The 26,229-nt window shown below is 68.3% G+C and carries 24 protein-coding genes; 14 read left to right on the top strand and 10 right to left on the bottom strand.

Annotated features, from left to right (window positions below; genetic code table 11):
• The first annotated feature begins 7 nt into the window (after positions 1 to 7).
• The 3 genes from ACFFGN_RS35905 (at position 8) to ACFFGN_RS35895 (ending at position 4,584) form a co-directional block, all read left to right on the top strand.
• On the top strand, positions 8 to 2,044 hold the full coding sequence (locus ACFFGN_RS35905; protein ID WP_380057697.1) for a Xaa-Pro dipeptidyl-peptidase: 2,037 nt from the start codon (positions 8 to 10) through the stop codon (positions 2,042 to 2,044).
• 840 nt (positions 2,045 to 2,884) lie between these two features.
• Complete coding sequence (locus ACFFGN_RS35900; RefSeq protein WP_380057694.1) at positions 2,885 to 3,211, top strand: PadR family transcriptional regulator; 327 nt, start codon at positions 2,885 to 2,887, stop codon at positions 3,209 to 3,211.
• The gene (locus ACFFGN_RS35895; protein WP_380057692.1) at positions 3,208 to 4,584 is read left to right on the top strand and encodes an HAAS signaling domain-containing protein; all 1,377 of its coding nucleotides are present in this window, start codon (positions 3,208 to 3,210) and stop codon (positions 4,582 to 4,584) included. The genes ACFFGN_RS35900 and ACFFGN_RS35895 overlap by 4 nt, the downstream gene beginning before the upstream one ends.
• 29 nt (positions 4,585 to 4,613) lie before the next feature.
• On the opposite strand, the gene ACFFGN_RS35890 is transcribed toward ACFFGN_RS35895, so the two are convergent.
• The 5 genes from ACFFGN_RS35890 to ACFFGN_RS35870 form a co-directional block, all read right to left on the bottom strand.
• Positions 4,614 to 5,381, bottom strand: a complete 768-nt coding sequence (locus ACFFGN_RS35890) for a GNAT family N-acetyltransferase (protein ID WP_380057689.1) — start codon at positions 5,379 to 5,381, stop codon at positions 4,614 to 4,616.
• Positions 5,378 to 5,854 carry a GNAT family N-acetyltransferase gene (locus ACFFGN_RS35885; protein WP_380057686.1) on the bottom strand — a complete coding sequence of 159 codons (477 nt, stop codon included), beginning with the start codon at positions 5,852 to 5,854 and terminating at the stop codon, positions 5,378 to 5,380. The genes ACFFGN_RS35890 and ACFFGN_RS35885 overlap by 4 nt, the downstream gene beginning before the upstream one ends.
• Before the next feature lie 43 nt (positions 5,855 to 5,897).
• The gene (locus ACFFGN_RS35880; RefSeq protein ID WP_380057683.1) at positions 5,898 to 6,887 is read right to left on the bottom strand and encodes an adenylate/guanylate cyclase domain-containing protein; all 990 of its coding nucleotides are present in this window, start codon (positions 6,885 to 6,887) and stop codon (positions 5,898 to 5,900) included.
• Positions 6,874 to 7,272, bottom strand: a complete 399-nt coding sequence (locus ACFFGN_RS35875) for a cyclic nucleotide-binding domain-containing protein (protein ID WP_380057681.1) — start codon at positions 7,270 to 7,272, stop codon at positions 6,874 to 6,876. The genes ACFFGN_RS35880 and ACFFGN_RS35875 overlap by 14 nt, the downstream gene beginning before the upstream one ends.
• A gap of 116 nt (positions 7,273 to 7,388) precedes the next feature.
• A complete protein-coding gene (locus tag ACFFGN_RS35870; protein WP_380057678.1) occupies positions 7,389 to 7,529 on the bottom strand; it encodes a hypothetical protein in 141 nt (46 codons plus the stop codon).
• A 222-nt stretch (positions 7,530 to 7,751) separates the two neighbouring features.
• On the opposite strand from ACFFGN_RS35870, the gene ACFFGN_RS35865 reads away from it, so the two are divergent.
• A complete protein-coding gene (locus ACFFGN_RS35865; protein WP_380057675.1) occupies positions 7,752 to 9,404 on the top strand; it encodes an RICIN domain-containing protein in 1,653 nt (550 codons plus the stop codon).
• A 46-nt stretch (positions 9,405 to 9,450) separates the two neighbouring features.
• Here ACFFGN_RS35865 and ACFFGN_RS35860 read toward each other — a convergent pair whose 3' ends face one another.
• Positions 9,451 to 10,830 carry a threonine/serine exporter family protein gene (locus tag ACFFGN_RS35860; RefSeq protein WP_380057672.1) on the bottom strand — a complete coding sequence of 460 codons (1,380 nt, stop codon included), beginning with the start codon at positions 10,828 to 10,830 and terminating at the stop codon, positions 9,451 to 9,453.
• 496 nt (positions 10,831 to 11,326) lie between these two features.
• Here ACFFGN_RS35860 and ACFFGN_RS35855 point away from each other — a divergent pair, with 496 nt between their 5' ends.
• From ACFFGN_RS35855 to ACFFGN_RS35835, 5 genes are all read left to right on the top strand, one after another.
• On the top strand, positions 11,327 to 12,124 hold the full coding sequence (locus tag ACFFGN_RS35855; protein WP_380057670.1) for a cupin domain-containing protein: 798 nt from the start codon (positions 11,327 to 11,329) through the stop codon (positions 12,122 to 12,124).
• Between the two features lie 15 nt (positions 12,125 to 12,139).
• Positions 12,140 to 13,306, top strand: coding sequence for a Gfo/Idh/MocA family protein (locus tag ACFFGN_RS35850; RefSeq protein WP_380057668.1), 1,167 nt, complete (start codon positions 12,140 to 12,142; stop codon positions 13,304 to 13,306).
• Positions 13,303 to 14,460, top strand: a complete 1,158-nt coding sequence (locus ACFFGN_RS35845) for a dihydrodipicolinate synthase family protein (protein ID WP_380057665.1) — start codon at positions 13,303 to 13,305, stop codon at positions 14,458 to 14,460. Before ACFFGN_RS35850 ends, ACFFGN_RS35845 begins: the two co-directional genes overlap by 4 nt.
• Positions 14,457 to 15,272, top strand: coding sequence for a sugar phosphate isomerase/epimerase family protein (locus ACFFGN_RS35840; protein WP_380057662.1), 816 nt, complete (start codon positions 14,457 to 14,459; stop codon positions 15,270 to 15,272). Before ACFFGN_RS35845 ends, ACFFGN_RS35840 begins: the two co-directional genes overlap by 4 nt.
• A 435-nt stretch (positions 15,273 to 15,707) precedes the next feature.
• Positions 15,708 to 17,132: a diguanylate cyclase domain-containing protein gene (locus tag ACFFGN_RS35835; RefSeq protein WP_380057660.1), complete on the top strand. Its 1,425-nt coding sequence runs from the start codon at positions 15,708 to 15,710 to the stop codon at positions 17,130 to 17,132.
• Positions 17,133 to 17,146: 14 nt separating this feature from the next.
• Here ACFFGN_RS35835 and ACFFGN_RS35830 read toward each other — a convergent pair whose 3' ends face one another.
• A complete protein-coding gene (locus ACFFGN_RS35830) occupies positions 17,147 to 17,614 on the bottom strand; it encodes a hypothetical protein (protein ID WP_380057656.1) in 468 nt (155 codons plus the stop codon).
• 43 nt (positions 17,615 to 17,657) lie between these two features.
• Here ACFFGN_RS35830 and ACFFGN_RS35825 point away from each other — a divergent pair, with 43 nt between their 5' ends.
• Together ACFFGN_RS35825 and ACFFGN_RS35820 are read left to right on the top strand one after the other, a co-directional pair.
• Entirely contained in the window at positions 17,658 to 18,587 is a 930-nt protein-coding gene (locus tag ACFFGN_RS35825) for an aminoglycoside phosphotransferase family protein (RefSeq protein WP_380057654.1), read from the top strand.
• A 481-nt stretch (positions 18,588 to 19,068) separates the two neighbouring features.
• Positions 19,069 to 19,731 (top strand): DUF998 domain-containing protein, encoded by a 663-nt coding sequence (locus tag ACFFGN_RS35820; RefSeq protein ID WP_380057651.1) that lies wholly within the window; start codon positions 19,069 to 19,071, stop codon positions 19,729 to 19,731.
• Between the two features lie 87 nt (positions 19,732 to 19,818).
• On the opposite strand, the gene ACFFGN_RS35815 is transcribed toward ACFFGN_RS35820, so the two are convergent.
• A complete protein-coding gene (locus tag ACFFGN_RS35815) occupies positions 19,819 to 20,307 on the bottom strand; it encodes a GNAT family N-acetyltransferase (protein WP_380057648.1) in 489 nt (162 codons plus the stop codon).
• Positions 20,308 to 20,470: 163 nt separating this feature from the next.
• On the opposite strand from ACFFGN_RS35815, the gene ACFFGN_RS35810 reads away from it, so the two are divergent.
• Positions 20,471 to 21,343, top strand: coding sequence for an aldo/keto reductase (locus ACFFGN_RS35810; RefSeq protein WP_380057646.1), 873 nt, complete (start codon positions 20,471 to 20,473; stop codon positions 21,341 to 21,343).
• On the opposite strand, the gene ACFFGN_RS35805 is transcribed toward ACFFGN_RS35810, so the two are convergent.
• The gene (locus tag ACFFGN_RS35805) at positions 21,340 to 23,091 is read right to left on the bottom strand and encodes a glycosyl hydrolase family 28-related protein (protein WP_380057644.1); all 1,752 of its coding nucleotides are present in this window, start codon (positions 23,089 to 23,091) and stop codon (positions 21,340 to 21,342) included. The two genes, ACFFGN_RS35810 and ACFFGN_RS35805, sit on opposite strands and share 4 nt — an antisense overlap.
• 532 nt (positions 23,092 to 23,623) lie before the next feature.
• Between ACFFGN_RS35805 and ACFFGN_RS35800 the strand changes: the two genes are divergently transcribed.
• Positions 23,624 to 24,721 (top strand): LLM class flavin-dependent oxidoreductase, encoded by a 1,098-nt coding sequence (locus tag ACFFGN_RS35800; protein ID WP_380057641.1) that lies wholly within the window; start codon positions 23,624 to 23,626, stop codon positions 24,719 to 24,721.
• Entirely contained in the window at positions 24,718 to 25,323 is a 606-nt protein-coding gene (locus tag ACFFGN_RS35795) for an FMN reductase (RefSeq protein WP_380057638.1), read from the top strand. The genes ACFFGN_RS35800 and ACFFGN_RS35795 overlap by 4 nt, the downstream gene beginning before the upstream one ends.
• A gap of 60 nt (positions 25,324 to 25,383) precedes the next feature.
• Here the strand turns inward: ACFFGN_RS35795 and ACFFGN_RS35790 are convergent, their stop codons facing one another.
• Positions 25,384 to 26,109, bottom strand: coding sequence for a DUF899 family protein (locus ACFFGN_RS35790; RefSeq protein WP_380057635.1), 726 nt, complete (start codon positions 26,107 to 26,109; stop codon positions 25,384 to 25,386).
• Positions 26,110 to 26,229: the final 120 nt, after the last annotated feature.

Here is a 26,229-nt window from a genome sequence, read left to right as displayed (position 1 = left end):
CCGAGCCATGACGACCGTCCGCGCCAGGGCCCTCACCCTGGCCTCGTCCGCCGCGCTGTCGCTGGTCGCGATGTCGGGAACCGCGAACGGAGCCCCGGTACCGGAGACTCCCGAGTTCGCGCCCGCGCCCCCCGCCGACCTCGGCCTGCCCGCTCGCGAAACCGGCCTGCCCGCTCGGGAGTCCGGCGCACCCACTCGGGAAACCGACGCGCCGCCGCGCGAGACCGGAGCGCCGGTCGCCCCGATCGCACCGCCGCACGTGACCGGCAGCAAGACCACTCCGGTGTACGACTACGCCAACGCGATCCGTGAGTCCGTCTACGTCAACACCGCGATGGACACCGACAGCGACGGCACCAACGACGTGATCGCGGTGGACATCGTCCGGCCCCGGGAAACCGATGAGGCCGGCCGGAAGATCCCCGTGATCATGGACGCCTCGCCGTACTACGCCTGCTGCGGGCGCGGTAACGAGGGCGAGAAGAAGACGTACGACGAGAACGGCGTCATCGCGAAGATGCCGCTGTACTACGACAACTACTTCGTCCCGCGTGGTTACGCCGTGGTCGGAGTGGACATCGTCGGCACCGCCCGTTCCACCGGCTGCGGTGACGTCGGCGGCAAGAACGAGATCGCCTCGGTCGTCGCGGTGATCGACTGGCTGAACGGCCGGAACACCGCCCAGACCGGAACCGGCGCCCCGGTCAAGGCCGACTGGACCACCGGCGCGGTCGGCATGATCGGCAAGTCCTACGACGGCACGCTGGCCAACGGTGTGGCCGCGACCGGTATCGACGGCCTGAAGACGATCGTGCCGATCTCGGCCATCTCCTCCTGGTACGACTACACCCGCTCCGGCGGCGTGCCGTACAACGAGGACTACATGCCCTGGCTCGGCAAGTACGTCGGCCGCGACAACCCCGCCTGCGAGGCGGTCCGCGCGGATCTCGGCGACAACGACGCCGACGAGTCCGGCGACTACACCGACTTCTGGGCCGAGCGCGACCACCTCAAGGACGCGGACAAGGTCAAGGCCAGCGTCTTCGTCGTACACGGCCTGAGCGACTACAACGTCCAGCCGAACCACTTCGGCCAGTGGTGGAACGCCCTCGCCAAGAACCGCGTCCCGCGCAAGCTGTGGCTCGGCCTCGAGGAGCACGTCGACCCGTTCGAGTTCCGCCGCGAGGCCTGGGTGGACGAGTTGCACCAGTGGTTCGACTACTGGCTGCAAGGTCTGCCGAACGGCGTTATGCGCGAGCCGATGGCCACGATCGAGACCGCGCCGGACGTGTGGCGCGAGTACTCCACCTGGCCGGCGGTGAAGAAGGCCGTGCCGGTCCCGATGGCCGTCGGCAAACTCGGCACGCCTGGTAAGGGCACGGTGGAGATCACCGACGAGCCGACGCTGGGCGAGGACGACATCGTGGCCGATCCGACCGAAGTGATCGCCGGACGGCAGATGTTCCTCTCCGCGCCGTTGCCCGCCACCATCCGGGTGAGCGGAACGCCAACGGTCTCGCTGCGCATCAAGTCCGACCAGACCACCACCCCGATCACCGCCCGCCTGATCGAGTACGGCGAGGCCGAGCGCTACTCGGGCATCCGCCGCACCGACCACAGCAGCTGCTGGGGCGGCAGCACGTCGTACGACGATCCCTGCTACTACGAGGTCGAGAAGCTCACCAAGACCACGGACCACGGCATCGTCGGACGCGGCTGGATCGACGCCGCCCACAGCGAATCGCTGTCCAAGCCGAAGCCGCTCACTCCCGGCAAGTGGACCACCGTGACGGTGCCGCTGCGCGCGCAGGACCTGGTGATTCCCAAGGGCCGCGTACTCGGTCTGGCCGTGACCTTGAGCGACCACGAGTGGACCACCCCCAACAACGGCGGCGCCTCCATCGAGATCGACGTCGCCAAGAGCCGCCTCGACCTTCCCGTCATCATCGGCTCAATCCCCGCCGCCCCGACCAAGATCGCCCCGATCAAGGTCGACATCACCACCCCCACCGAACGCCCCAACCTCCACACCCCCACCCGCTAACACCACCCCGGCCGCCCGTTCCGCCGTTCCGCCAACTCGGGCGGCTCGCGCTCGGCGGCTCGCCCGCTCGGCGGCTCACCCGCTCGGCGGCTCGGGCGGCTCGGCCGCTGTCCCGTTCTGCCGTTCGGCCAGCCACGCCCATCACTTCGCGACGGTCGGACCCGCAATACCGAACCGTCGCCGCTTACCTTCCGACGGTCGGACCCGAAATGCGACGCGGCCGCCGTCCACCTATCGACGGTCGGACCCGGAATACCGGAGCCGCCACCGTCCACCTACCGACGGTCGGACGTGGAATGCGAAGTCCCGCAACTCCCCGACGCCGACCGCACGCGAGGTGACGCTTCTGTGGACATCTCTCCCGCGAGGTGCCTGGTTGTGTCGCCATACGCGGACGAATCGGCGATGGCGCTGAAGGCCGCAACACAACGGGGCACCTCACGGGAGAGATATCCACAAATTGGCCCGACAGTGTGCGGTTCGGGCTGAGTCGACTCACGCGCATTTCGGGTCCGACCGTCGGTAGGTAGACAGCGCCCGCCTCGCATTCCGCGTCCGACCGTCCGCAAGTAGACAGCGCCCGCCTCGCATTCCGCGTCCGACCGTCCGCAAGTAGACAGCGCCCGCCTCGCATTCCGCGTCCGACCGTCGGTAGGTGGATGGCGGCCGCCTCGCTTCTCGGGGGCGGGCGGTGGGAGGTGGGAGGGTGGGGTGGCGGATGGTGGAGTAGTGTGCGGTGTGTAGTAGCGTGGGTCGCAGAGCACCGTCGGGCTAGGGAACGACTGAGGGGTTCGCCCCTGGTTCCGGCGGTGCGCCGAACTTTTTGGTGGAGGAGGGGCTGTGGATCCGAGTCAGCTGCTGAAGGGCGTGCTGGATCTGGCCGTGCTGGCGGTACTGCGGGAGGCCGACGGTTATGGGTACGACGTGCTGCGGCGGCTTCGGCAGGCCGGGTTGGAGGACGTCGCGGACGCTTCGGTGTACGGCACATTGCGGCGGTTGTTCGCGGCGGGCGCGCTGACCACCTACGTGATGCCGAGTGAAGAAGGCCCGCACCGCAAGTACTACGGGCTCAACAAGACGGGCCACGAGCTGTTGGCCCAGTCCACCAAAACCTGGAACAACTTCGCCGACACGATGTCGGTCCTGCTCGCGGAGGATGCGGCGTGAACAGCACCATCACCGGGCCCGTCGCGACGTATCTCGCGCAAGTTCGGGCCGAGCTGAACGATCTGCCCGTCGGTGAACTGGAAGACGTGCTCGACGACGTCACCAGCCATCTGAACGAGGTGGCCGGCGAGTTCGAAGGCGGTCCCACCCGCGAGGCGCTGGACGAACGACTCGGCAGCCCCGCGCAGTACGCCGCTGAGTTGCGCACGGCCGCGGGCTATCCGCCGCGAGGCGCGGTCCCGCCGGCGTACTCGGACGAGGGCCGGAAGGCGTTTCGCTGGGGCGTGGTCGCGCTGGGGGTCGCGTTCTTCTTCGGGCTGATCGGGCTGGCCGACATGCTCAGCGCCGGCTGGTTCCTGGCCGCGATGGTGCTTCCGGTTGTCCCGGCCCTGCTCGGTATTCGCGCGCTGCGAGGCCAGGACCCGCGGATCGTGACGGAGTACCCGGCCTGGCAGCGACTGGCCGCCTGGTTCGAGCGTCGTACGGCGGAATTGCCGGCGTCGTTCCGCAATGACCTGGTCACCATCGGCCAGCCGGTCTGGTGGGTCATCCGTGGTGGAGCGATCGGCGGCGGGCTGCTCGCGGCGGTCGCCCACAGCGTCGGCCCGGCCGTGCTGGTGGCCGCGATCGCCGGAGCGGTCGGATCGGTCTGGCTGGCCCGTCAGTCACAGGCCGACCGGCGCTGGCTTTGGTATGTGCTGCCGCTGAACGTGGTCGCCGTGCTGCTCACGATCTTCGCCGTCTTCAACGTCTCGGACCGCGTGTCGTACTACGACAACGGCAACTACTACCGCGGTAGCTCGCAGTACTCCCAAGATGGGCTCACCCTGAACGGCAAACCCATCAGCAACGTGTTCCTGTTCGACCAGCAGGGCAAACCGCTCAGCGCCCGGCTGTACGACCAGGACGGCGATCCGATCGCGCTGAACAGCCAGGACTGCAGGTCGTACACGTCCAACGAGTCCGTTCCGAGCAACGTCTTCCCGCACCGGGTCTTCGTCGACGCCGCGCCGGAGACCGAGCCGTGCCGGGACAGCGACAAGCCGACGTTCCAGGTGCTGCCGGTTCCGCCCGGTTCGACCACCTCGCCACAACCCGGCGTACCGACCGAAACGCCGTCAATCCCGGTCACGCCGACACCGACCGCCGAGCCCACTTCCGAGCCCACTTCCGAGCCCACTTCCGAGCCCACTTCCGAGCCCACTTCCGAGCCCACTTCCGAGCCCACTTCCGGGCCCACTTCCGGGCCCACTTCCGGGCCCACCTCCGGGCCCACTTCTGAGCCCACTTCCGGGTCCACGACGACAACGCCCGCGCCCACCGGCAAGGCCACCGCGCCTTCGGCCGTGCCGAGCGCCACGCCGACCCGCTGACCAAACCAACGCGTCCGGAGGGCTGTCCGTCAGCCCTTCGGAGGTTCGGCGTTGGCCGCCGCCACCGGGCGATAGGTGTACCCGAGCCGCTCGTACAGCCGGATCGCGACGGCGTTCCGCCCATCGACCATCAGCCCGGTCCGCCCGTGCCGCGCAAGCAGTTCCGCCGTGACGAACGCGCACACCTGACGAGACAAACCTCGCCCGCGAGCCTCCGGCGCCGTCGCCACTCCGGCGAGAAACCCGAGGTCGGGCGCACTCCACGCGTCCGCCGCGACACTGATCAACCGGCCGGCCTGATCGGTTGCGGCGGCCCAGCGGTCGATACCGGATAAACCCGGCCAGGCGTACGACTCGGGCGAGGCTTGTTCCAGTAGCTCCGCCACTCCGGTGTCACCGTCCAGCCACCGAACGCCCTCGGCGGTTTCCGAAGGCGGCTCGGTCGTGTCCATCCAGCCGAAGGCCGCGCGGACCTCGAGCGGTTCCACCCGGTCGGCCAGTTCGCGGATCACCGGCTCGTCGCCGAACGGCCGGTACGCCGTACCAACCTCGCCGAGGACCTCGTACACCAGCGGCACGAGCTGTTCGATCGGCCCGTGTACGACGATCCGGTCGTGGCGGGACAGGTCCGGGGCCACCACCGCGACGGCATCGCCCAGCCGCCAGGCCCGCTCGGAACGTTCCGCCCGAAGGCCTTGTCCGGCCCAGACGATCAGCGCGTCGTTGCCGCAGGCCCGGGCCAACTCGGCGACGTCCGTGATCGGCACCACCCGTCCGGTGGTCACTCCCGCGGTCAAAGCGCCAGCACCATCGTGTCGGAGCCGCCGTTGCGCCCGGCCACCTCGAACCCGAGCGAGCGGTAGAGCCCGGCGGCGCGGTTCTCCGGTTCGACGCTGAGGCTCAGCCGCTTGTACCCGGCGTTCCGGGCCGCGGCGATCACCTCGTCCAGCAGGGCCCGGCCGACGCCTTGGCCGCGGAATTCGGGCAGCACGCCGATGCTCAGCTCTGGTACGTCGTCCGCCACGTATCCGTAGCCCGGCCGGTCCTCGGGCAGCAGGCGGGCCCAAACCGCGCCGGCCCGGCGGCCGTCGACCTCCGCGACAACGCCGAATTCGCCCGCGCGCGGCCAGCCGTCGACGTACCGCCAGGCGTGATCGTCGGACGCGAGCTGGTCCGCGGTGAATCGCTCGACCCCGCCCCAGTTGTAGGCCTCGAGCAACATGTCGATGAGGTGCGGCAGATCCGCTGCCACCGCTGGTCTGAACCGCATGCCCAAATCATCGCCCGGACCGGCCGGTCGGCCCAACCGGGTTTCAGTCCGCGGCACGCTGCAGCGCGTACGGCGCGAGGTGGGAGTACCCGCGCACGTGGACCCGGCGCAGCCTGCGCAAGTGGTACGACGGATGGCCGTCGAGCGCGGCCGCCAGTTCGCGATCGACCAGGACGCGACCGGGTTTCGCCTCGGAGGTCAATCGGGAGGCCAGGTTGACCACCTCGCCGTACACGTCGCCCAGGCGGATCAGGATCGAGCCGTAGGCCATTCCGATGCGGAGCTCGGGCATGCCGTCCAGTGCGCTGATCCGGTCCTGCAACGCAAGCGCGATCGCGGCGCCTTCGGCCGGGTGGTCAGCCGCGAACAGCACCTCGTCGCCGATCGACTTGATCACGCGGCCGCCGTGCAACGCGACAACATCCGCGGCGAGGCCTTCGAAGCGCTCGATCAGCTCGCCCAGTTCGGTCTCGGACAGCCGCCTGGTCAGTCGGGTGTAGCTGACGATGTCGGCGAAACCGATCACCCGCACACCCTTGGCCAGCTCGTGCGACCCGGCGACGGAACGCCCGGCTGCCGCGGCGAGATGCCGGCGCCAGACGTACGTCTGCAGGCGTTCCATTGCCGGCAGCAACAAAGACGCGACTTCGGTCGCTTCCTTCGGTGGCAGCTTCGACTCGGCCAGCAGGTCGAGGAACATCGCCGACTGCCAGGAGGCCAACCGGGACTGGGTCTGGCCGAGTTTGCGGGCCAGCGACGACTCGATCGCGGGATCGATGAAGCCGTCGTCCTCGAGTGCGGCGACCAGCCTCAGGGCTTCGACATCACCGTCGGTGAAGGCGATCTCGTCATCCGGCACGGTCGCGAACCCGAGCGCGCGCCACATCTGCTCGGCCCGCTCACTGGAAATCCCGGCGCGAGCCGAAACCTCCAGCCGGGTGAACTTCCGCTCCCCGCCCAGCAGCGTCTGCTCGAACTCCCGCTGCACCTCGTCGAGGGCGGGAACAGCAGGCGGTTCGTCAGGAATCCCCACGCCGCTCGGCGATCGTGGCGTCGATGGCCTGCTTGAACTCCGGCAGCCGCGAGATCAGGTCGTCGAACTTCTCCCGGGTGAAGTGCAGCAACTGCAGCCGGCTCTTCGCCGTGACCGTTGCCGTTCGCAACCGGTTCTGCCGGAGCGCGACCTCGCCGGCGATCTCGCCCGGGCCGAGCTCGGCGATCTCCTCGCCCTTGACCCGGACCGCCGCGGTGCCGTTGAGGATCAGGTACGCCGCGTCGGGCGGCGTCTGTTCCAGGATCAGGGACCAGCCGGCCGGCACCGAGACCTCTTCACCCGCGCGGAAGATCTCCTTGATCTCCCGCCCGGACAGGTCGGCGAACAACGGCAGATCCCGCGGGGACGTCCTACCCAGTGCCACGTCGATCCTCCGAGCCCGCCGGGCGTCTGACCCGGCGACTAGCTGGTAAACCCGTCGGTAACTCTAACGTCCAGTCGCGCCCGAGGTCACCCGTCCAGCCGATCCCGCCAGGCCGGTCAGGCTCCGGAACACCGGTCGAACAGGCGATCGCCGAGCACCCGACGCATCGCCAGCAGCGGCTTGGCCCTGGCTCCGGCGGCGTACCGGGTGCGCGGACGGTTCGCCGCGACGGCCCGCACGATGGTGACGCCGCTCACCTTCGGCGCCGGCCACCGCGCCGGCCACCGCGCCGCTCGACGCGTCGCTCGACGAGCCGCCGGAGGTACGTCGCCGCCGGCTGGTCATCGTGCTGCCAGGGCTGCGCATCGATCCTCGGCCGTGATCGATTTCCATCGTGGTGCAAGACGTTGATCGGCTTCCGGCGCATCGATAGCTTCGGCCGGTAACCGATTTCTCCGCCCGCCCCGAGGAGATCCCGCATGAGGCGACTCGCGCTCACCTTGCTCACCGGCCTGTCCCTGCTAGGCCTGCAAACCCTTCCAGCACCAGCCCAGCCAGCCACCGCTCAACCAGCGTCCGCCTCGACGGCTGCTGATTCGGCGACTCGAGTGGCTGGGCCGGCGGCGAGTGGGACGTTGTTGCGGGCGGCGGGAGCGAGCCTCTATCCGCGGGCGATCCGCCTGCAGCACAGTGGCACGGCGAACGGCCGGATCATCGCGAGCGTGGTCACCTTCGGCGCGGGCGCCAGCGGCCTCGGCGCGATCTACGAGAGCACGAACGACGGAACCAGCTTCGCGGCGGTGGGCGTCGTCGCCGATCCCGAAGCCTCGAACAACCAGGGACTTTGCTGCGCGACGCTGTTCGAACTCCCCCGGCAGATCGGCGCGATGCCCGCGGGCACCTTGCTCTGGGCCGGCTCGGTCGGTTCGAACGATCGCCCGATGGCCTTGCGGATCTGGCGCAGCAACGACCTCGGCCGGACCTGGTCCTACCTCTCGAACTGCGCCACCGCGCCGAATACGAGCGGCCTTTGGGAACCCGAGTTCTCCGTCGCCACCGACGGCCGGCTGGTCTGTCACTACGCGGACGAGACCGATCCGAACCACAGCCAGAAGCTGATGCAGGTCCGCAGCAGCGACGGCATCACCTGGACCGATCGGGTCCCGACCGTGCAAAGCCCGACGCGCGGTCATCGCCCCGGCATGCCGGTGGTTCGCCAGCTGAACCCGAACTTCTACGTGATGGTCTACGAGATCTGCGCGCTCGCCGGTCAGTACAACTGCGTCGTGCACAAACGGACCTCCAGTGACGGCTGGAACTGGGGGTCGCCCAGCGATATGGGTACGCGGCCACAAACCGTGGACGGCAAGTACTTCACCCACACCCCGACGATCACCGTTGCTGGCGGCAAGCTTCTGCTGATCGGGCAGATCCTGCACAACGGCAACGGTTCGGTTGCCGCCGACAACGGCCGGACCATGCTGGCAACCACCGAAGGCACTTTCGGGTACTGGTACGAGCTGGACTCACCTGTGCACGTTCCGAATCCGTACGACAACTTCTGCCCGAACTACAGTTCACCACTGGTGGGATCAGCCGATGGCACCCGCGTTCTGCAGTTGGCCAGCGACTTCAGCAATGGCGATTGCCAGACGTTTTTCGCGACCGGATCTGCCGTTGGTACTGGTACGGACAGCGGCGTCGTCGGCGGGGCGACGTACCGGCTGATCAGTGCGCAAAGCGCCCAGTGCATGGACGTCGCCGCCGACTCCCGCGAGTACGGCGGCCGGATCCAGCAGTGGTACTGCAACGGCCTCGGCCCACAGAACTTCCACTTCACGGCGTACGGCGACGGGTACTACAGCCTCAAGGGCCAGAACAGCCAACTGTGCGTCGAGGTGACCAAGAACTCGTTCGAACCAGGGGCCAAGATCCAGCAATTCGCCTGCCAGAACGGCGGCTGGCAGCGTTGGCGCTTCGTGAACATCGGCCGCAACTACTACAAGATCGTCGGCCAGAACTCGCGGCATTGCCTCGACGTGGCGGGTGGTTCGACCGCGGCGGGGGCGGACCTGCAGATCTGGCACTGCAACAACCTGCAGCCGCAGATCTGGAAGCTCGAGCGCCGCTGACTCCGCCTCCGCCTTCCGCCGCTCTGGCCGCGCCGAGGTCACGCGGCTAGAGCGAGGTTGGCTTGCGGCGTTTGCGGCGGACCGACTTCTCCGCACGGGCCGGGCGTTGACGGATCGGCCGGCGCGGACCGACCAGGCGCGGTCCGGCCAGCCGGTCCTCCAGGCGACGGGCCTCGCGCCGGATCGGCTGCGCGACGTACTCACCGAGAATCACACCGGAGGCGATCGCCACCCCGATCGCGACGGCCGTCGCCAGGCTGACGACACCCGTCAGGCTGCCCATCGACATCACCTCGAACAAGCCCTTGTAAATCGTCAACCCGGGCAACAGCGGCACGGTCCCGGACACCACCACGACCAGCGGCGGGACCCCGCTGCGGCGCCCGAGCGAGTAACCACCGAGGCCGACGACAAACGCCGCCGCCGCGGTCGCCCAGGCCGAACCGAACTCGACCCGCGTCATCAGCGTGAACACCAGCGATCCAAGCGCACCCACCGCCGCGATCGGCAGCAACGACCGCAACGGCGCGTACGACGCGAAGGCGAAGGCCACCGCCATCAGCGCGCCCGAGAACGTCATGATCGGCAGGTTCGTCAGCTGGATGGTCTGAGCCTCGATCGCGATCGGCAGACCCAGTTTGATGCCGACGGTGATACCGAGGCTGACGCCCGCGATGATGCCGCCGGTCAGCAGCATCGCTTCCAGCGTGCGCGCGGACGCGGTCACGTAGTACCCCGTGAGGGCGTCCTGCACCGCACCGGTCAACGCGATCCCCGCCAGCAACATGATGATGCCGGCGGCAACAACCAGCGACGGTTTGACCGGCGCGTCCACGGCGTACAACCCGAGTGCGACCACCGTGGCAAGGAACGCCCCGGCCACCTGCTGGTAGAACGCGGGCAGCCGCTGCCGGTGGAACCACCGGTTCATCAGCTCGATCAGCATGGCCGTCACCACCGCGACCAGCGTGATCAGCCAGCCACCACCAAGCAGCAGCGTCGCGCCACCGGCCATCACCCCCCAGGCCACAACGGAACTCCACCGCGGGTACGGCGGACCGGCGGAGGTCAATCGCGCCAGCTCGCGACTGGCCTCTTCGCGACTGACGTCGGCGCGGGCGAACTGCCGAACCAGGCTGTCGACGGCGGTCAGGCGCGAGTAGTCGAGACCGCGATACCGCACCACCCGCATATGCGTCTCGGGCGCGACATCCGGCGCGGCCTGGTACGCGATCGCGATCGACGTGAAGGTGATGTCCACCTCGCAGCCGCGCAACCCACCCGCCGCCGTGACCGACAGGATCGTGGCCGTGGCGTCCGCGGTACCGGCGCCGCTCGACAGCAGCACCTCCCCGATCCGCAAGGCCAGATCGAGGGTGCGGTAGACCTCCCGCTGCTGCTCGCGCCCCTGCTCGGCCTCGTCCACACCACACCGCCTCTACTCCACACACACCCGGACCCCACCGACGCTAACGCCCGCACCCCCCAACACCCCTACCGCCACCCTCGGTACCGCGCCCCTCGCCCAAGTCGCGCCCACCCCCTTCGCCACGCCCACCCAACCGCGCCGGCACCACCAGCCAGGCCGAGGTGCCGACTGCGCCGGCTCCGTTAGCCACGCCGACATGCCAACTCGGGGGTCGACCCGTCAAATCTGACTGACCCACCCCCGATTCCGACCGTCGACCGTCGGAATCCGCACGCCACCCCAGCGCCGGCCGCTAGGCCCCAGCCCTCTTGTGGCGGGCCGGATATGTGCCGTCACGTGGTGCGGATCAGCGGGTGGCGGGTGGCCGATTCCGGCTATCCCGGCGTGGCGGGAGGCAATCGCTTTCCCGATCGGTTGACTCGGGTTCAGTAGGGACCTAGTGTTACGGTTCTGACGCTCGGAAAGCCCTTTCCCAAGCTCGAGGAGACCGGTGATGTGCGAGTTCGGTACCGGCACGCCCGTATTGCCCGGCGGCATCGGTGTGTCCTTGCTGCGCGTGTACGACACCACGGCGCCGGACGGCCTCGTTGGCGGTACTCCGCACGTACACCTCGCCTGCGCTGAGGGGTACTACGTGATCGGCGGCTCCGGCGCCGTGCAGACCCTCAATCCCAACGGCTTCACCGAGACCCCGCTACAGGCCGGCACCATCGTCTGGTTCGACCCCGGCACGATCCACCGCCTGGTGAATGGTGGCGGTCTCCAGATCCTGACGTTGATGTCGAACAGTGGTCTGCCCGAGGCGGGTGATGCCGTGCTGACGTTCCCGCCCGAGCATCTGACCGATCGCGAGACGTATCTCGCCGCCAGCACGCTCACCGGCGAAGGCGAGGCCCGGACCGATTCGGCCATGCGCCGCCGGGATCTGGCACTGCACGGATTCCTCGCGTTGCGCGAGCGGTACGACACGGAAGGGCCGTCCGGGCTGGACGACTTCTACGCCGCGGCCGTCGGCATCGTCCAGCCGTTGGTGGCCGAGTGGCGTGAGCGCTGGCAGTCCGGGGCGAAGCGCCTCGCGGATCAGACCGGCGCCGCCCTTGACGCGCTCGAGTCCGGGACCGCGCCGCACGTGCAGACGGCCGAGCTGTACGGGATTCCCGCGCCGACCGAAACCGGCCGCCACGGCATGTGCGGCCGCCTCGACGTGTACGACCTCGACGCCACGGCCAAACCAGCCGCAGCGAATCCGATCGTTAAACCCGTTTCGGCCGGACCGGCTGCCCATGAATGAGAAAGGCTCTACAAAGTGAACGAACGACGCATTGGCATCGTGATGAACGGTGTCACCGGGCGGATGGGTCTGCGGCAGCACCTGGAACGGTCGATCGTGGCCATTCGCGAGCAGGGCGGCATTCTCGCGGCCGACGGCAGCACGGTGATCATGCCCGAGCCGATCCTGGTCGGGCGCAACGAGGACAAGCTGAAGCGGATCGCCGCCAAGTACAACCTGAACCGCTGGACGACGAACCTGTCCGAGGCGCTGGCCGAGCCGGATGTCGAGATCTACTTCGACTCCCAGCTCACCCAGCTCCGCGAGAAGGGCGTGCGGGCCGCCGTCGAGGCCGGTAAGGCCGTCTACTGCGAGAAGCCGATCGCGGAGGGCCTGGACGCGGCCGTCGAGCTGGCCCGGCTGGTGCGCGACTCCGGCCTCAAGAACGGCGTGGTCCAGGACAAGCTCTCGCTGCCGGGCCTGCGCAAGCTGAAGCGCCTGGTCGACGGCGGCTTCTTCGGCCAGATCCTCTCGGTCCGCGGCGAGTTCGGCTACTGGGTGTTCGAGGGTGACTGGCAGGAGGCGCAGCGGCCCGCCTGGAACTACAAGCAAGAAGAGGGCGGCGGCATCGTCGTCGACATGTTCTGCCACTGGCGGTACGTGCTCGACCAGATCTTCGCGCCGGTCAAGTCCGTCTACTGCCAGGGCGCCACCCACATCCCCACCCGGTACGACGAGCAGGGCAACCGGTACGACGCCACCGCGGAGGACGCGGCGTACGGCATCTTCGAGCTGGAAGGTGGCATCGTCGCCCAGCTCAACTCGTCCTGGACCACCCGGGTGTTCCGTGACGAGCTGGTCGAGTTCCAGGTGGACGGTACCGAAGGCAGCGCCGTCGCGGGCCTGCGGAACTGCCGCGTGCAGCACCGTTCGGCCACGCCGAAGCCCGTCTGGAACCCGGACCTGCCGGTCACCGAGCCCTTCCGGGACCAGTGGCTCGACGTGCCGGACAACGAGGTGTTCGACAACGGGTTCAAGGTCCAGTGGGAGATGTTCCTGCGCCACATCGTCGACGACGCGCCGTTCGGCTGGGACTTCGTCGAAGGCGCGAAGGGTGTTCAGCTCGCGGAGCTCGGCCTGCAGTCGTGGCGTGAGGGGCGCAAGCTCGACGTACCGGACCTGGAGATCGGTGGTGTGGCGTGAGCCTCGAGCTCAACCTGCCCTCGGCTTCGGGCGGGCTGGAGAAGTACCAGCTCGTTTCCTCGGCCGCGGTCAGTACGACGTATGAGGCGTCCCGGGAGCGGTTGGCCTTCGCGGCGGCGCACGTGGTCGCGGATCCACTGGGCGACAACGCGCCGGGCGCGCCCGCGGTGGTCGACTGGGACCACACACTCGCGTTCCGCCGGCACCTTTGGTCGCTCGGGTTGTCCGTCGCCGAGGCGATGGACACCGCCCAGCGCGGCATGGGCCTGGACTGGGTCGCCACCCAGGAGCTGATCCGCCGGTCGGCCGCGGAGGCCCCGGACGGGCGGATCGCGGTCGGCGTCGGTACGGATCAGCTCGGTCCCGGCGTACATCCGCTGGACGCGGTGATCGCGGCGTACGAGGAGCAGCTCGCGGTTGCCGAAGCGGCCGGTGCGCAGCCGATTCTGATGGCCAGTCGGGCGCTGTGCGCGGCGGCGGGTTCACCGGACGACTACCGCAAGGTGTACGACCGGCTGCTCGGGCAGTCGAGCCGGCCGGTCATTCTGCACTGGCTCGGTTCGATGTTCGACCCCGCGCTGGAAGGCTATTGGGGTTCGGACTCGCTGGACACGGCGGCGGATATCGTCGTCGACCTGATCAACGACAACGCGGCGGCGGTCGACGGCATCAAGGTGTCGTTGCTGGACGCAAGTAAAGAAGTTGCTCTACGCAAACGACTGCCGGATGGGGTGCGGCTGTATACGGGGGACGACTTCAACTATCCCGAGCTGATCAAGGGCGATGGCGAGTTGCACAGCGACGCGCTGCTCGGCATCTTCGCCGCGATCGCCCCGGCCGCGGCCGCCGCGTTGCAGGCGCTCGACGAGGGTGACCTGGCGACGTACGACGCGTTGTTCGCGCCGACCGTGCCCCTGTCGCGGCAGATCTTCTCCGCGCCGACGCCGTACTACAAGACCGGAATCGCCTTCCTGGCTTGGCTGAACGGGCATCAGCCCGGTTTCGGCATGGTCGGCGGCCTGCAGACCGGGCGGTCCCTCCCGCATCTCGCGGAGACCTTCCGGCTGGCCGACCAGGCTGGTGTGCTCACCAAACCGGAGCTGGCTGTGCACCGGTTCCGCCAGTTGCTCGTGGTCGGCGGAGTCGACGCGTGAACCGCTACAGCCTGAACCAGGCCACCACGAAGCACTGGCCACTGGAAGATGTGGTGGCCGCCAGCGCCAAGGCGAACCTGGACTGGATCGGCCTTTGGCGCGAACCGGTCCAGGAGTACGGCGTGGAGAAGGCGGCCCGGCTGGTCGCGGAATCCGGCCTGCGGGTGTCGTCGTTGTGCCGTGGCGGGTTCTTCACCGCGGCGACCGCCGACGAACGGGCCGCCGCCATCGCGGACAACCGGCGAGCGCTCGAAGAGGCCGCCGCCCTCGGTACGGACACGCTCGTGCTGGTCAGTGGCGGACTGCCCGAGGGCTCGCGCGATCTCGAAGGGGCCCGGGCGATGGTTCGCGACGGCCTCGCCGAACTAGCGCCGTACGCCGGGGAGCTGGGCGTTCGGTTGGCTATTGAGCCGTTGCACCCGATGTTCTGCTCGGACCGGTGTGTGGTCTCGTCACTCGGTGGCGCGCTGGACATCGCGGAGCAGTTCCCGGCGTCGCAGGTCGGCGTCGTCGTCGACGCGTACCACGTCTGGTGGGACGCGGACGTACTACGGCAGATCGCCCGCGCGGGTTCGCGTATCTGCTCGTACCAGGTGTGTGACTGGATCGTGCCGCTGCCGTCCGACGTACTGCTCGGCCGGGGCATGATGGGCGACGGCTCGATCGATCTGCGCGCGTTGCGAACCGCCTGCGAGGACGCCGGATACACCGGGCCGATCGAGGTGGAGATCTTCAACGCCGAGCTCTGGGCCCAGCCCGGCCAGGAGGTTTTCGACACCGCCCTGGCCCGGTACCGCGAACACGTTGCCTGACGCAACCGATTCCCGGGCGCCGCTGGTCGCACCCCAGCGGCGCCCGGCTCGGCCGCAACGCTCGACGCGGCCGGTTGTTGCGCCGGCCATGACGACGTACGACTCGGGTGGCCGCGCCGTTCACCGCAGCTGACCGTGCATCGATCGCTTGTTTGGATTGCTGCGCCAGGGCGGCGGATGCCCGCCGATCTGCGCGCACTACGATCAGCGATCAGGTACGCACATATTGTCAATTGCGGACGCGGATGTAACCGAGTGCAGGTGACTGGATACCCTCTGCGTCTCAGAGGCCGGACGAGACCCGCTGGACATCAGTGTTCTGCTGGCGCGATCTGTCACTCTGTATAAGGGGCCTAGACCACGGCCGGGCCCCGTGAGGCCGCCGAGTAGCCGTGACGCCGGAGAACCAAGGTGCAGAACGAGCCCACCGTACGCATGACGGCAGTCCGCCGTCTGTACGAGGTGAGCGCCCGGATGGGCGCGGGCCGCAGCCTGTCCGAAACCCTGCAGGCCGTGGTCGACGGTGTGGTGGACGGACTCGGCTTCGGTATCGCCGTACTCAATCTGCGCCAGCCCGACGGCAAGTTCGAGGTGATCGCGGTGGCCGGTTCGCCGGATGCCCGCGAAGCCCTGCTCGGCACGATCAGCGCAGCCGATATCTTCGACGCCGAGTTCGCGATCGCCGACTCGTGGGGCGCGCTGCGGTTCGTGCCGCACGAGCGACTGCCGGAGGGCGAGGTGGTCGGCTGGGTGCCCGAGATCCCGGTCTCGACCGACCCGGACGCCTGGCATCCGCTGGACGCGTTGTTCGCACCGCTCAAGTCGCCCAACGGCGAGCTCGTCGGCATGCTGTCGGTCGATCTGCCCGAGGACCAGCGTCGTCCGGGCCCGATCCATCGCGAACTGCTGGAGATCTTCGCGACCCAGGCCGGGCTGGCGATCGACAAGGCCCGCCTGACAGACCAACTGCTCGCGGAGAAGATCCGGCTCGAGGCCAGCGAGACCACCTTCCGCCTGGTGTTCCAGGGCGCGGGCAACGGCATGGCCACGATCGCGTTCGACCCGCCGAACCCGGGCCGGGTGCTGCGGGTGAACGAGGCCTTCTGCCGAATCACCGGCTACGCCCCCGACCAGCTGATCGGTACGAGCTTTCCGAGCTATCTCGACGATGACGACTTCGGCCAGACCCAGCGCGAGATCGAGGAACTCACCCAGACCGGCAACGAGCCGTACCGGTTCGAGCGCCGCTTCCTGCGGGCCGACGGCCGGAGTATCTGGCTGGCCGGTACGGCCTCGATCGTTGACCAGGGCAAGGATCAGCCGCGGTTCATCCTGGTCCAGGTGGACGACGTCACCGCGCGCAAGGACGCCGAGCGCGAGCTCGAGCACAACGCCGCGCACGACCCGTTGACCGGCCTGCCGAACCGCCGGCTGCTCCGGCACCGCTTCAACGCGGCGCTGCAGCGATGCCGTCAGACCGGTCAGCGTGGCGCCGTACTGTTCTGCGATCTCGACCACTTCAAGGACGTCAACGACAGGTACGGTCACGAGGCCGGCGACCGGGCCCTGCGCGAGATCGCGGACCGCCTGCTGGCCCAGGTCCGGCATGGCGATACCGTCGCGCGGCTGGGTGGCGACGAGTTCGCGATTCTGGCCGAGGACATTTCGGGCGACGCCCTGGATCTGCTGGTGGAACGTCTCGACCAGGCCATCGCGTCACCCCTGCCCGACATCGACGTACCGGTCACCGCGAGCATCGGCACCGGCGTGGTCAGCCCGTACGTGTCGGATCTGGACGAGCTGCTGCGGACCGCCGACGACGCGATGTACCAGGCCAAACGGCGCAAAGCCACCCGCTGACCGGCGGTTTGCGGTTACTGCTTTTCGCGGGTACGGCGCAGGGCGCGGCGTGGCTGGGCGCTGCCTTGCGGCGGCGGGCCCCAGGCCTGGATCTGCTCGACCATCTGCTGGTTGTGCTTGATGACGCTCTTGAACAACGGCGCGGAATCCTCGCGGGCGAACGCGATGATCGGCGTCCAGTGCTTCCGGCCGGCGTCGTCCTTCCAGACCAGACCGGGCAGATCGGTGATGCTGTCGATCCGCTCCCGGTCCACCCGCTGGGTGCGGAACAAGCCGCGCACCTCGATCGCGTCGTCGTCCAGCCGCGCGCCGAGGTGATACCCCCGGACCGCGAGCCAGCCGCCGGCCGCGACGGCCAGTACGGCGACGATGACGGCGAACACGCCCCGGTCGGAGATACCGTAAACGGCTCCGAGTACGGCAACCGTGAGCCCGGGCAGAAGATTGACGATCCGCGATACGAGCAGCGGGCGGAGGTCCATGCCGTCATCCTCTCACTCCCCGGCCCTTTGAGAGGCTGGCGGGATGAGCGAGCAGAACCTGCCCGGCGGATTCATCAACGAGGTCGTGCGCGTCGGCGACACCGTCCGTCGTAAGCCGGCCGCCAACGCCGACTTCACCCACGCCCTGCTGAACCACTTCGAGGCCCACTCCTGGCCCGGCGCCCCGCGCTACCTCGGCCTGGATCCGGCCGGGCGGGAGATCCTGACGTTCGTGGACGGCGTGGTCCCCTGGTCATCCCTGCCGCCGGCCTTCCTGGCCCCCGCCACCTTGCACTCGGTCGGGCGGTTAACCCGCGAGTTCCACGACCTGACCGCCGGCACCCCGCTAGCCGCCACCCACGAAGTCGTCTGCCACAACGACCTCTCCCCCAAGAACACCGTCTACACCCCCACCGCCCCCCAGGGCCATAGCAAGTCCGAGGAGCCGCGCGACCCCGAGGAGCAGCGCGACCCCGAGGAGCAGGGCGGCCCTGAGGGGCAGGGCGGCCCTGAGGGGCAGGGCGGTTCTGAGGGGCAGGGCGAGCCCGCGCGGTCGGGCGCTTCGGACGAGAGGATGCGGTTGGGTGCTTCGGACGAAGGCATGCAGGCGGGCAATTCGGACGAAGGCATGCGGGCATTCGCCTTCCTGGACTGGGATCTCGCCGCTCCCGGCCCACGGATCCACGACCTGGCCTTCATCTGCTGGCAGTACGCCGACCTCCCGAATGCAGAACTCCCCGAGATCATCTCCCGCTGGCAATCCCTCTGCGCGGGTTACGGTCCAACCGACCGCTCGGCCCTGGTGGAAACCGTGCTCTGGTGGCAAACCCGAACCATCGAAGGCATCGAATCCCAAGCCCTCGAAGACCCAGCCATGGCCCACTTAGTTGCCCTAGGCATCCCAACCCAAATCCGCCAAACCCGAACCCGCCTCACCACCCACGCCCCCGCCCTAACCCAAGCCCTCACCTAGCCCGCCGCCCCCACCGTGTGTCGCCCTCCCGTTCATCGGACGCTTGTTACCAGGCGTGTCGCCGTTCATCGGACGCTTGTAACCAGGCGTGTCGCCGTTCATCGGACCCTTCTGACCACCAGCGGTCATCGTCCGCGCGAAAGACGTGTCGTTCATCGGACCGAATCTGCCCCCTGCGCCGCCGACCTGCACCGGGCGGCAGCGCTGGAGGGCAGATTCGGACCGAGGAACGACAAGACCAAAGGGCCAGGCCGCCGGGCGAGATGCGGCGCGCGGAAGCGGCCGACGGAAGGTGACGGGTGCCGGCGTGCCGGGGTGCCGGCGTGCCGGGGTGCAGGGGTGGCGGGTGGCGCGTGGCGGGTGCCGGGGTGGCCGAGATTCTTCTGCCGCGCGGTGTCGGATTTTGGTGTGGTCGTTCGACGCCTGTGCGAGAGGCGGTCACGAAGACCGTTCGTTCCCTGCGCTGAAAGGCCTGACCACCATGACCACCACCGCATCGCCCACCTCGGCAGCCACCCGCACCCAGGCCGCGCCGTACCGGGGCCGCACACTCCTGACCGCGCTGATCGTGGCCAGTCCGTTGTGGGCTTCCGTCTCGTTGGCGCAGGCAGCCACGCGCGACGGATTCGACCTCACCCGGCATCCGCTGAGCATGCTCGCGACCGGTTCACTCGGGTGGCTCCAGATCACCAACTTCATCCTCGCCGGAATCCTCACCCTCATCGGCGCGGCGGGACTCAAGCGGACCCTCGCCAGCAAGTGGATTCCCCGCCTGGCCGGCGTCTATGGCATCGGAATGATCCTGTCCGGGGTGTTCACGATGGATGCGGGCGACGGATTCCCCGCGGGTACGCCGCAGGGCCCGCCCGCCACCCTCAGTTGGCACGCCGGTCTCCACCTGCTGTTCGGTTGCCTGTCCTTCGTCGCGCTGACCGCGGCGTTGTTCGTCCTCGGCCGCCACTTCTCCCGCCGTGGCGAGCGCACCTGGGCCGTGATCGCCCGCATCGGCGCTGTGGCGGTGATCGTGGCGAACGTCGGCTCCATGGCCGGCGCGCCCGGTCCCTCGGTATGGCTGGCCGCCGGCGTCATCTCCGCCATGCTCGTCCTCTCCGCCATCACCGCCAAACTCCGCCACGACGCCTGATCGACCTCGGCGCGATCCACCGTCGGCGATCGTCCGCGCGAAAGACCCGTCGTTCATCGGTCCGACAAAGCAGGAGGGCGCGAGGTGTTAGCGGAGGGCGGCCAGGGCGTGGAGGGGGTCGGCGGTCAGGCGGAACGTGAACCAGTCGGACTGAGGTTCGGCCTTGAGGGAGTTGTAGAAGTCGATGGCCGGCTGGTTCCAGTCGAGCACGGCCCACTCGAGCCGTTCGTACCCGTTGCGGACGCACTCGCGGGCCAACTCCGCGAGCAGGGCCTTCCCGAGGCCGGAACCACGCTGAGCCGGCTGGACGTACAGGTCCTCGAGGTGGATGCCGTGCACACCGCGCCAGGTCGAGAACGTCAGGAACCAGATGGCCGAACCGACCACAACGCCATCCACCTCCGCGACATGAGCGAAAACCGCCGGCGATTCGGCGAAAAGCGCGGCTGTCAGGTGCTCGGTGGTGAGGTGGCACTCGTCGGCGGCACGTTCGTACTCGGCCAGTTCGTGGGCCAGGGCAACGAGGGCGGGCACGTCAGCGGGTTCAGCCCGGCGGATGATCGCGGTGGAGGCCATGCCACCAATCCTGCCCCACGCCACGGACTTGCCCCGCGCAACGCTCCCACCTGCCGCGCGTACGCCGTACACCTGACGCCGGATCCGATTCAGAAGGCGGAGTGCTGGGTCCCAGTGGAATTTGCTGTTGGAAAACAAGGTCCACGCGAGGGAGGTTGGGGATATGGCAGATACGACGAAGACGCGCAAGATCGGTACGGTCGAGGTCAGTGCGATCGGGCTCGGCGGTATGCCGATGTCGATCGAGGGGCGGCCCGACGAGCAGCGGTCGATCGCGACGATCCAGGCCGCGCTGGACGCGGGCATCACCTTCATCGACACCGCCGACGCCTACCACCTGACGGCGAACGACGTCGGGCACAACGAGTCCCTGATCGCGAAGGCCCTCGCGTCGTACGGCGGTGACACCTCGAACGTGGTGGTCGCGACCAAGGGCGGCCACCTCCGCCCCGGCGACGGCTCGTGGACGCAGGACGGTTCGCCCGCGCACCTGCGCCAGGCGGCCGAGGCCTCGCTCAAGCGGCTCGGCGTCGAGGCGATCGGGCTGTACCAGTTCCACCGGCCGGACCCGAAGGTGCCGTACGAGGAGTCCGTCGGCGCGATCCGGGATCTGCTCGACGAGGGCAAGATCCAGCAGGCCGGTATCTCGAACGCGAACCCGGACCAGATCCGCCAGGCCAACGACATTCTCGGCGGCCGGCTCGTCTCGGTGCAGAACCAGTTCTCCCCGGCCTTCCGGTCGAGTGAGCCCGAACTGGAACTGTGCGACGAGCTCGGGATCGCGTTCCTGCCGTGGAGCCCGTTCGGCGGGATCTCCCGGGCCGGGGATCTCGGCGAACAGCACCCGGCGTTCCACGAGATCGCGCAGGAGCTCGGCGCCAGCCCGCACCAAGTGACTCTCGCCTGGATGCTGGCCAAGTCCGAGCACGTCATTCCGATTCCCGGTTCGAGCCGGCCCGAGACGATCCGCGACTCGTACGCCGCACTCGACCTCACCCTTACCCCCGAGCAGGTCGAGCGCCTCAACGCCGCCTAACAACAGGCGCGCTGACCGGCGTACAGGTCGGGAACGCTTGGACGTACGTCGAGTTGGGCCGTCGCGTTCTCGAGGTCACCCAGGAAGTCCCGGGGCAGACCGCTCGCCGCCGAGGTGGCTCCTTGTACGCCGAGGGTGATGCTGCGCGGGGCGACATCACCGACCAGGATCGCGTACGGATTTCCGTTGCTGATGCGGATGTTCCAGTGCGCGATCCTGGCCCCGAACAGCGGCCCGGACGCGGCCGAACCGCCTACCCGGCCGTTGTTCACCAGCGTGATGTCGGTCCGGGCGTTCTCGAACGGCATCGCCCGATGTGTGTCGAACGTGCCCTCGGCCATCTTGCCCCGGCGCCAGACGTTGCCGGCCGAAAGGCCTTCCAGGTTGAGCCCGTGATGCAGCGCGCCCGTCGGCAACGGCACGGTGAAGGCCTCGATCTCGAACCCGTCGACCAGGTTGTCGTGCGCCTGCATCCGGCACGCGAAGCTGTGATGGGCCGAGCGCCCGCCGACCACCACGTTGGTCATCGTGACGGCCTTGGTGGTGGTGAAACCGAAGCCGAGATCGCAGTTCTCCACCCGTACGTCGTTTGCCCAGCAGTCGTACACCGCCTGGAAACAAAGGCCGTTCGCGCCAGGATGCCGGTTGTGGATCGTCATCGGCTTGAGCTCGTTGCGGATGGTCAAGCCCTCTACGCCCACGTCATGCAGCGTGGGACCGATATCCCGCAGTCGGGCGGGCCACCCCGGGCGTAGGTCGTACCGCAGGGGTTGAGCGAGTCGGACCAGCCGATCGCCTAGTACTTCTTCAATACGGACAGGCCATTGCAGAGCGGCGTACTGGACGTACTGACCGCCCGAACCGGTTGTGAGCTGCGGAGCCCGCTTAGGCCAGTCGTACTGCCTAGTGCCAGGTACGTCGCCCGCGAGGTGCTGCAGGAGGCTTGCATCACTGGGGTTGTCGCACTCGAGTACGACCATGTCCCCGGCCGCGAGGTTCGCCGTACTCGACACAGTGATCGTGCGCTGCCCACGCGAGGCGGAAGCCACGTCGGCCAGGGTGTCGCCTAGGAGCCAGCCCTCGGATGCGGCGAAGTCCTCGGTCTCGGACTTGGCCCGGCGTTCTGGCGCGATTACCCAGATCTGGCCGCCCGTCCAGGACCACCGGCTCTGCAGGCTCGGTTGGAGGTTAGGCCGGTAGCTCTCCTCCAACGGCCTAGTGAAGTGCAGGATCGACCTGTCCCGGCCGGAACCGCGCAGAACCACGTTGGACCAGTGCATCCAGACAGGCGAGGCCAGTACGAACGTCCCCCGCGGTACGACGACCGTGCCGCCGCCACGCTCGCCGGCGAACCGTACGGCGTCGTTGAACGCCTTGGCCGAGTCGGACCCGTCCGGCCGGGCCCCGAAGTCCGTCACCCGGGCAACCACCTTGGGGCGCGACGGACGTTCCCCACCGCGATAACCGGCGTGAGAGATGTCCGGAAGCAACGGATGCGAACCGCGCGCCTCAGCCCACTGTGCAAGCAGTACGCCGGCCTCGTCCCGCTGCCGTCCTTGAGCTGCCGCGCCGGTTACTCCGGCCGCGCCCGGTGAGGTGGCGGTTCCGGCCGCGAGCCCTGCCCGGGCGGGCGTGCTGCCGGGCGATGCGGGGGACGCGGCAGCAGTGCCTGGGAGGGCGGTGAGGGTCGTCGCGGCCGCTCCGCCGAGCAGCAGCCGGCGGCTCAACTTAGGGCGATCGTCACGCATGGCATCTCCTCGGGGCGGTCAAGTGGCCAGTCGAATCGCAGTCGAACAACGCTGGGCAATCGCTTGCCGCTGCAATATCCACCCCGATCGTCATCATCGGCAAGACCTCACCACAATGAAACAAGTTTCATCACACGGGAGGCGGTTCCACCCCACGGTCCACCGCCCGCACTCCCGCCGTACATGCCTTTCCGACGGTCGGACGCAAAATACGGCCGTCGCCGGAGCCAAGCCCCGCCATGGTCGGACGCAAAATGCGGCCCTGGGCACCGCATTCCGAGTCCGACCGTCGGAAGGTTTCAGCAGCGCCGACCGTCGGAAGGTTTCCGGCGGGCGCCGACCGTCGGGCGGTTGCGGCGGGCACTGACCGTCGGGCGGTTGCGGCGGGCGCTGACGCCGGGAAGTGCGGTGGCTGGCCAGCGAAGCTTGGTGCCGCGGTGGACCGAGGTCGGAGCGGGAATGAGTGGGGGTGAGTTGACGTTTCAACCTATGTTGGTAGTTTAATGATGAATCACCTAGTCGAGGAGTAGCGATGCAGTTCGGCGTCTTCACCGTCGGGGATGTCACCACCGACCCGGTGACCGGCCACACCGTCAGTGAGGCCGAGCGGATCAAGGCCATGGTCACCGTGGCCAAGAAGGCCGAGGAGATCGGCCTGGACGTGTTCGCGACCGGCGAGCACCACAATCCGCCGTTTGTGCCTTCGTCGCCAACGACCATGCTCGGGTTCATCGCGGCGCAGACCTCGAAGATCATTCTGTCCACCTCGACCACGCTGATCACCACGAACGACCCGGTGAAGATCGCCGAGGACTACGCGATGCTGCAGCACCTGGCCGACGGCCGGGTGGACCTGATGATGGGTCGCGGCAACACCGGCCCGGTCTACCCGTGGTTCGGCAAGGACATTCGCGACGGCATCGCCCTCGCCGTCGAGAACTACGCGCTGCTGCGACGCCTCTGGCGCGAGGATGTGGTGAGCTGGGAAGGCCGGTTCCGCACGCCGCTGGAGGGATTCACCTCAACCCCGCGGCCGCTCGATGGCGTACCGCCGTTCGTCTGGCACGGCTCGATCCGTAGTCCGGAGATCGCCGAGCAGGCGGCGTACTACGGCGACGGGTTCTTCCACAACAACATCTTCTGGCCGGCCGAGCACACCGCGAAGCTCATCGACCTGTACCGCCGCCGTTTCGAGCACTACGGCCACGGCGCCGCGGACCAGGCCATCGTCGGCCTCGGCGGGCAGATCTTCATGCGGAAGAACTCGCAGGACGCCATCCGCGAGTACCGGCCGTACTTCGACCACTCGCCCATCTACGGCGGCGGGCCGTCCATGGAGGACACGATGGCCGAGACGCCGCTGATCGTCGGTAGCCCGCAGGAGATCATTGAACGGACCTTGACGTTCCGGGAGAAGTTCGGCGACTACCAGCGTCAGCTGTTCATCGCGGACCACGCTGGCCTGCCGTTGAAGACCGTGCTGGAGCAGATGGACATCCTCGGTGAAGAGGTTGTTCCCGTACTGCGCAAGGAATTCGCGGCGTTGAAGCCGGCGCACGTTCCGGACGCTCCGACGCACGAATCGCTCAAGACCGCCGCGCAGCGCGCCAAGGACTTGGAGACGTTGTGACCACCCGCACGATCGTTGTCATCACCGCAGGCCTGACCCAGCCGTCGTCGACCCGGCTGCTGGCAGACCGCTTGGCCGCTGCGTCGCGAGATGCCCTGGACGGCCAGGGCATCGAGCACAAGGTCGTCACGGTCGAACTAAGGCAACTAGCGCAGGACCTGACGAACAACCTGCTCACGGGCTTTCCGTCGGCAAGCCTTCGTGAGGTGCTTGACGAAGTTGCCCGGGCAGACGGGCTTATCGCCGTCACCCCGACGTTCAGCGCGTCGTACAACGGGTTGTTCAAGATGTTCTTCGACGTGCTCGACGAGGGACTACTAGCGGGCAAGCCCGTTCTGATCGGCGCGACCGGTGGTACCGAGCGGCACTCGCTAGTGCTCGATTTCGCGCTGCGACCGCTGTTCACGTACCTGCGGGCCGTAGTGGTTCCCACCGGCGTGTACGCCGCTTCGCCCGACTGGGGCGCAGGAGCCTCCGGACTGCACGAGCGGATCGACCGGGCGGCAGGCGAGTTCGCCAAGCTCGTCATCAACACCGAGCCGGCCGCCAAGATTGATCCCTACGCCACCCCCACGCCCTTCGCTCAACTCCTCGGCGAATAAGCAAACAGCCGGTTCTTCCTTCCGCGAGCGCTCCAAGTCGCGGAAGGAAGAACGGCCTGCTTAGAGCTCGTCGGAGCGTCCGGCCCGGATGCGCGACCACTGGGCGATCGGACGGCCGCTAAGGATCTTCGGCGCTTCGGGTTGCCAGTTCTTCGGCCAGCCGGCTGGGGAGTCCTCCCACTGCTCCTGACGTCCGTAGACCGTGAGATCCATCAGCGCGTAGCTGAAGTCCATGGCCTCTACACCTCGGTACCACGTCCAGTAGGTCTCGAAGACGCGGTCGCCATCTCGTACGTAACAGACCAGGCGCATCGTGCCGATCTTCCTCCCGGCCAGAAGCGTCTCCAGTGAGCCCTCTGCCGAGTACCACGGCATCTCCCAGCCCATGAAGTCGCGATAGCGCCTGCTCTCGTCGTACGGGCCTTGGGCGAACACCGCGTAGGTGATGTCCCGCGAGTGCAGGTACGACAACTCGGCCACTTGGGTCGTGCACCACGTACAGCCTTGGCACTGCTCGGACGCGGGATGACCGTGGTGCCACATGAAGTAGTAGGCGATCAACTGCTGACGGCCTTCGAAGGCGTCGAGCAACGTGAGCGGTCCGCCGGGCCCGGTGAGCTCCGTGGCCGCGTCCACCTCGACCATCGGCAGGCGGCGCCGGGCAGCCGCGATCGCGTCCCCTTCGCGCGAATGCGCCTTCTCCCGGACCCGCAACCGCTCCAGCTCCGCCTCGAACGTCGCCCGGTCAACCGCCTCGGGCAACGCTCGCGAGTTGTTATCGGTCATGCCTGTCGCCCTCTCCGTGATACTTGAGACTCCGTCATGCCCGGGACGTCGGAAGCCCGCCATGGTTCTCGACATTCCCCTGCCCGCGCGAAGAAGGGGTTGACCCTCACGTTGGCGTGA

The sequence above is a fragment of the Kribbella deserti genome (genome assembly GCF_042434725.1).
Taxonomy (GTDB): Bacteria; Actinomycetota; Actinomycetes; order Propionibacteriales; family Kribbellaceae; genus Kribbella; species Kribbella deserti.
This window is presented reverse-complemented; position numbering and strand designations above follow the sequence as displayed.

Coding starts and splice junctions, on each gene's coding strand:
- ACFFGN_RS35805 (WP_380057644.1), bottom strand. CDS start 23,091: ATGCGTGACGATCGCCCTAAGTTGAGCCGCCGGCTGCTGCTCGGCGGA.
- ACFFGN_RS35800 (WP_380057641.1), top strand. CDS start 23,624: ATGCAGTTCGGCGTCTTCACCGTCGGGGATGTCACCACCGACCCGGTG.
- ACFFGN_RS35790 (WP_380057635.1), bottom strand. CDS start 26,109: ATGACCGATAACAACTCGCGAGCGTTGCCCGAGGCGGTTGACCGGGCG.
- ACFFGN_RS35905 (WP_380057697.1), top strand. CDS start 8: ATGACGACCGTCCGCGCCAGGGCCCTCACCCTGGCCTCGTCCGCCGCG.
- ACFFGN_RS35830 (WP_380057656.1), bottom strand. CDS start 17,614: ATGGACCTCCGCCCGCTGCTCGTATCGCGGATCGTCAATCTTCTGCCC.
- ACFFGN_RS35835 (WP_380057660.1), top strand. CDS start 15,708: ATGACGGCAGTCCGCCGTCTGTACGAGGTGAGCGCCCGGATGGGCGCG.
- ACFFGN_RS35855 (WP_380057670.1), top strand. CDS start 11,327: ATGTGCGAGTTCGGTACCGGCACGCCCGTATTGCCCGGCGGCATCGGT.
- ACFFGN_RS35810 (WP_380057646.1), top strand. CDS start 20,471: ATGGCAGATACGACGAAGACGCGCAAGATCGGTACGGTCGAGGTCAGT.
- ACFFGN_RS35885 (WP_380057686.1), bottom strand. CDS start 5,854: ATGCGGTTCAGACCAGCGGTGGCAGCGGATCTGCCGCACCTCATCGAC.
- ACFFGN_RS35815 (WP_380057648.1), bottom strand. CDS start 20,307: ATGGCCTCCACCGCGATCATCCGCCGGGCTGAACCCGCTGACGTGCCC.
- ACFFGN_RS35825 (WP_380057654.1), top strand. CDS start 17,658: ATGAGCGAGCAGAACCTGCCCGGCGGATTCATCAACGAGGTCGTGCGC.
- ACFFGN_RS35820 (WP_380057651.1), top strand. CDS start 19,069: ATGACCACCACCGCATCGCCCACCTCGGCAGCCACCCGCACCCAGGCC.
- ACFFGN_RS35865 (WP_380057675.1), top strand. CDS start 7,752: ATGAGGCGACTCGCGCTCACCTTGCTCACCGGCCTGTCCCTGCTAGGC.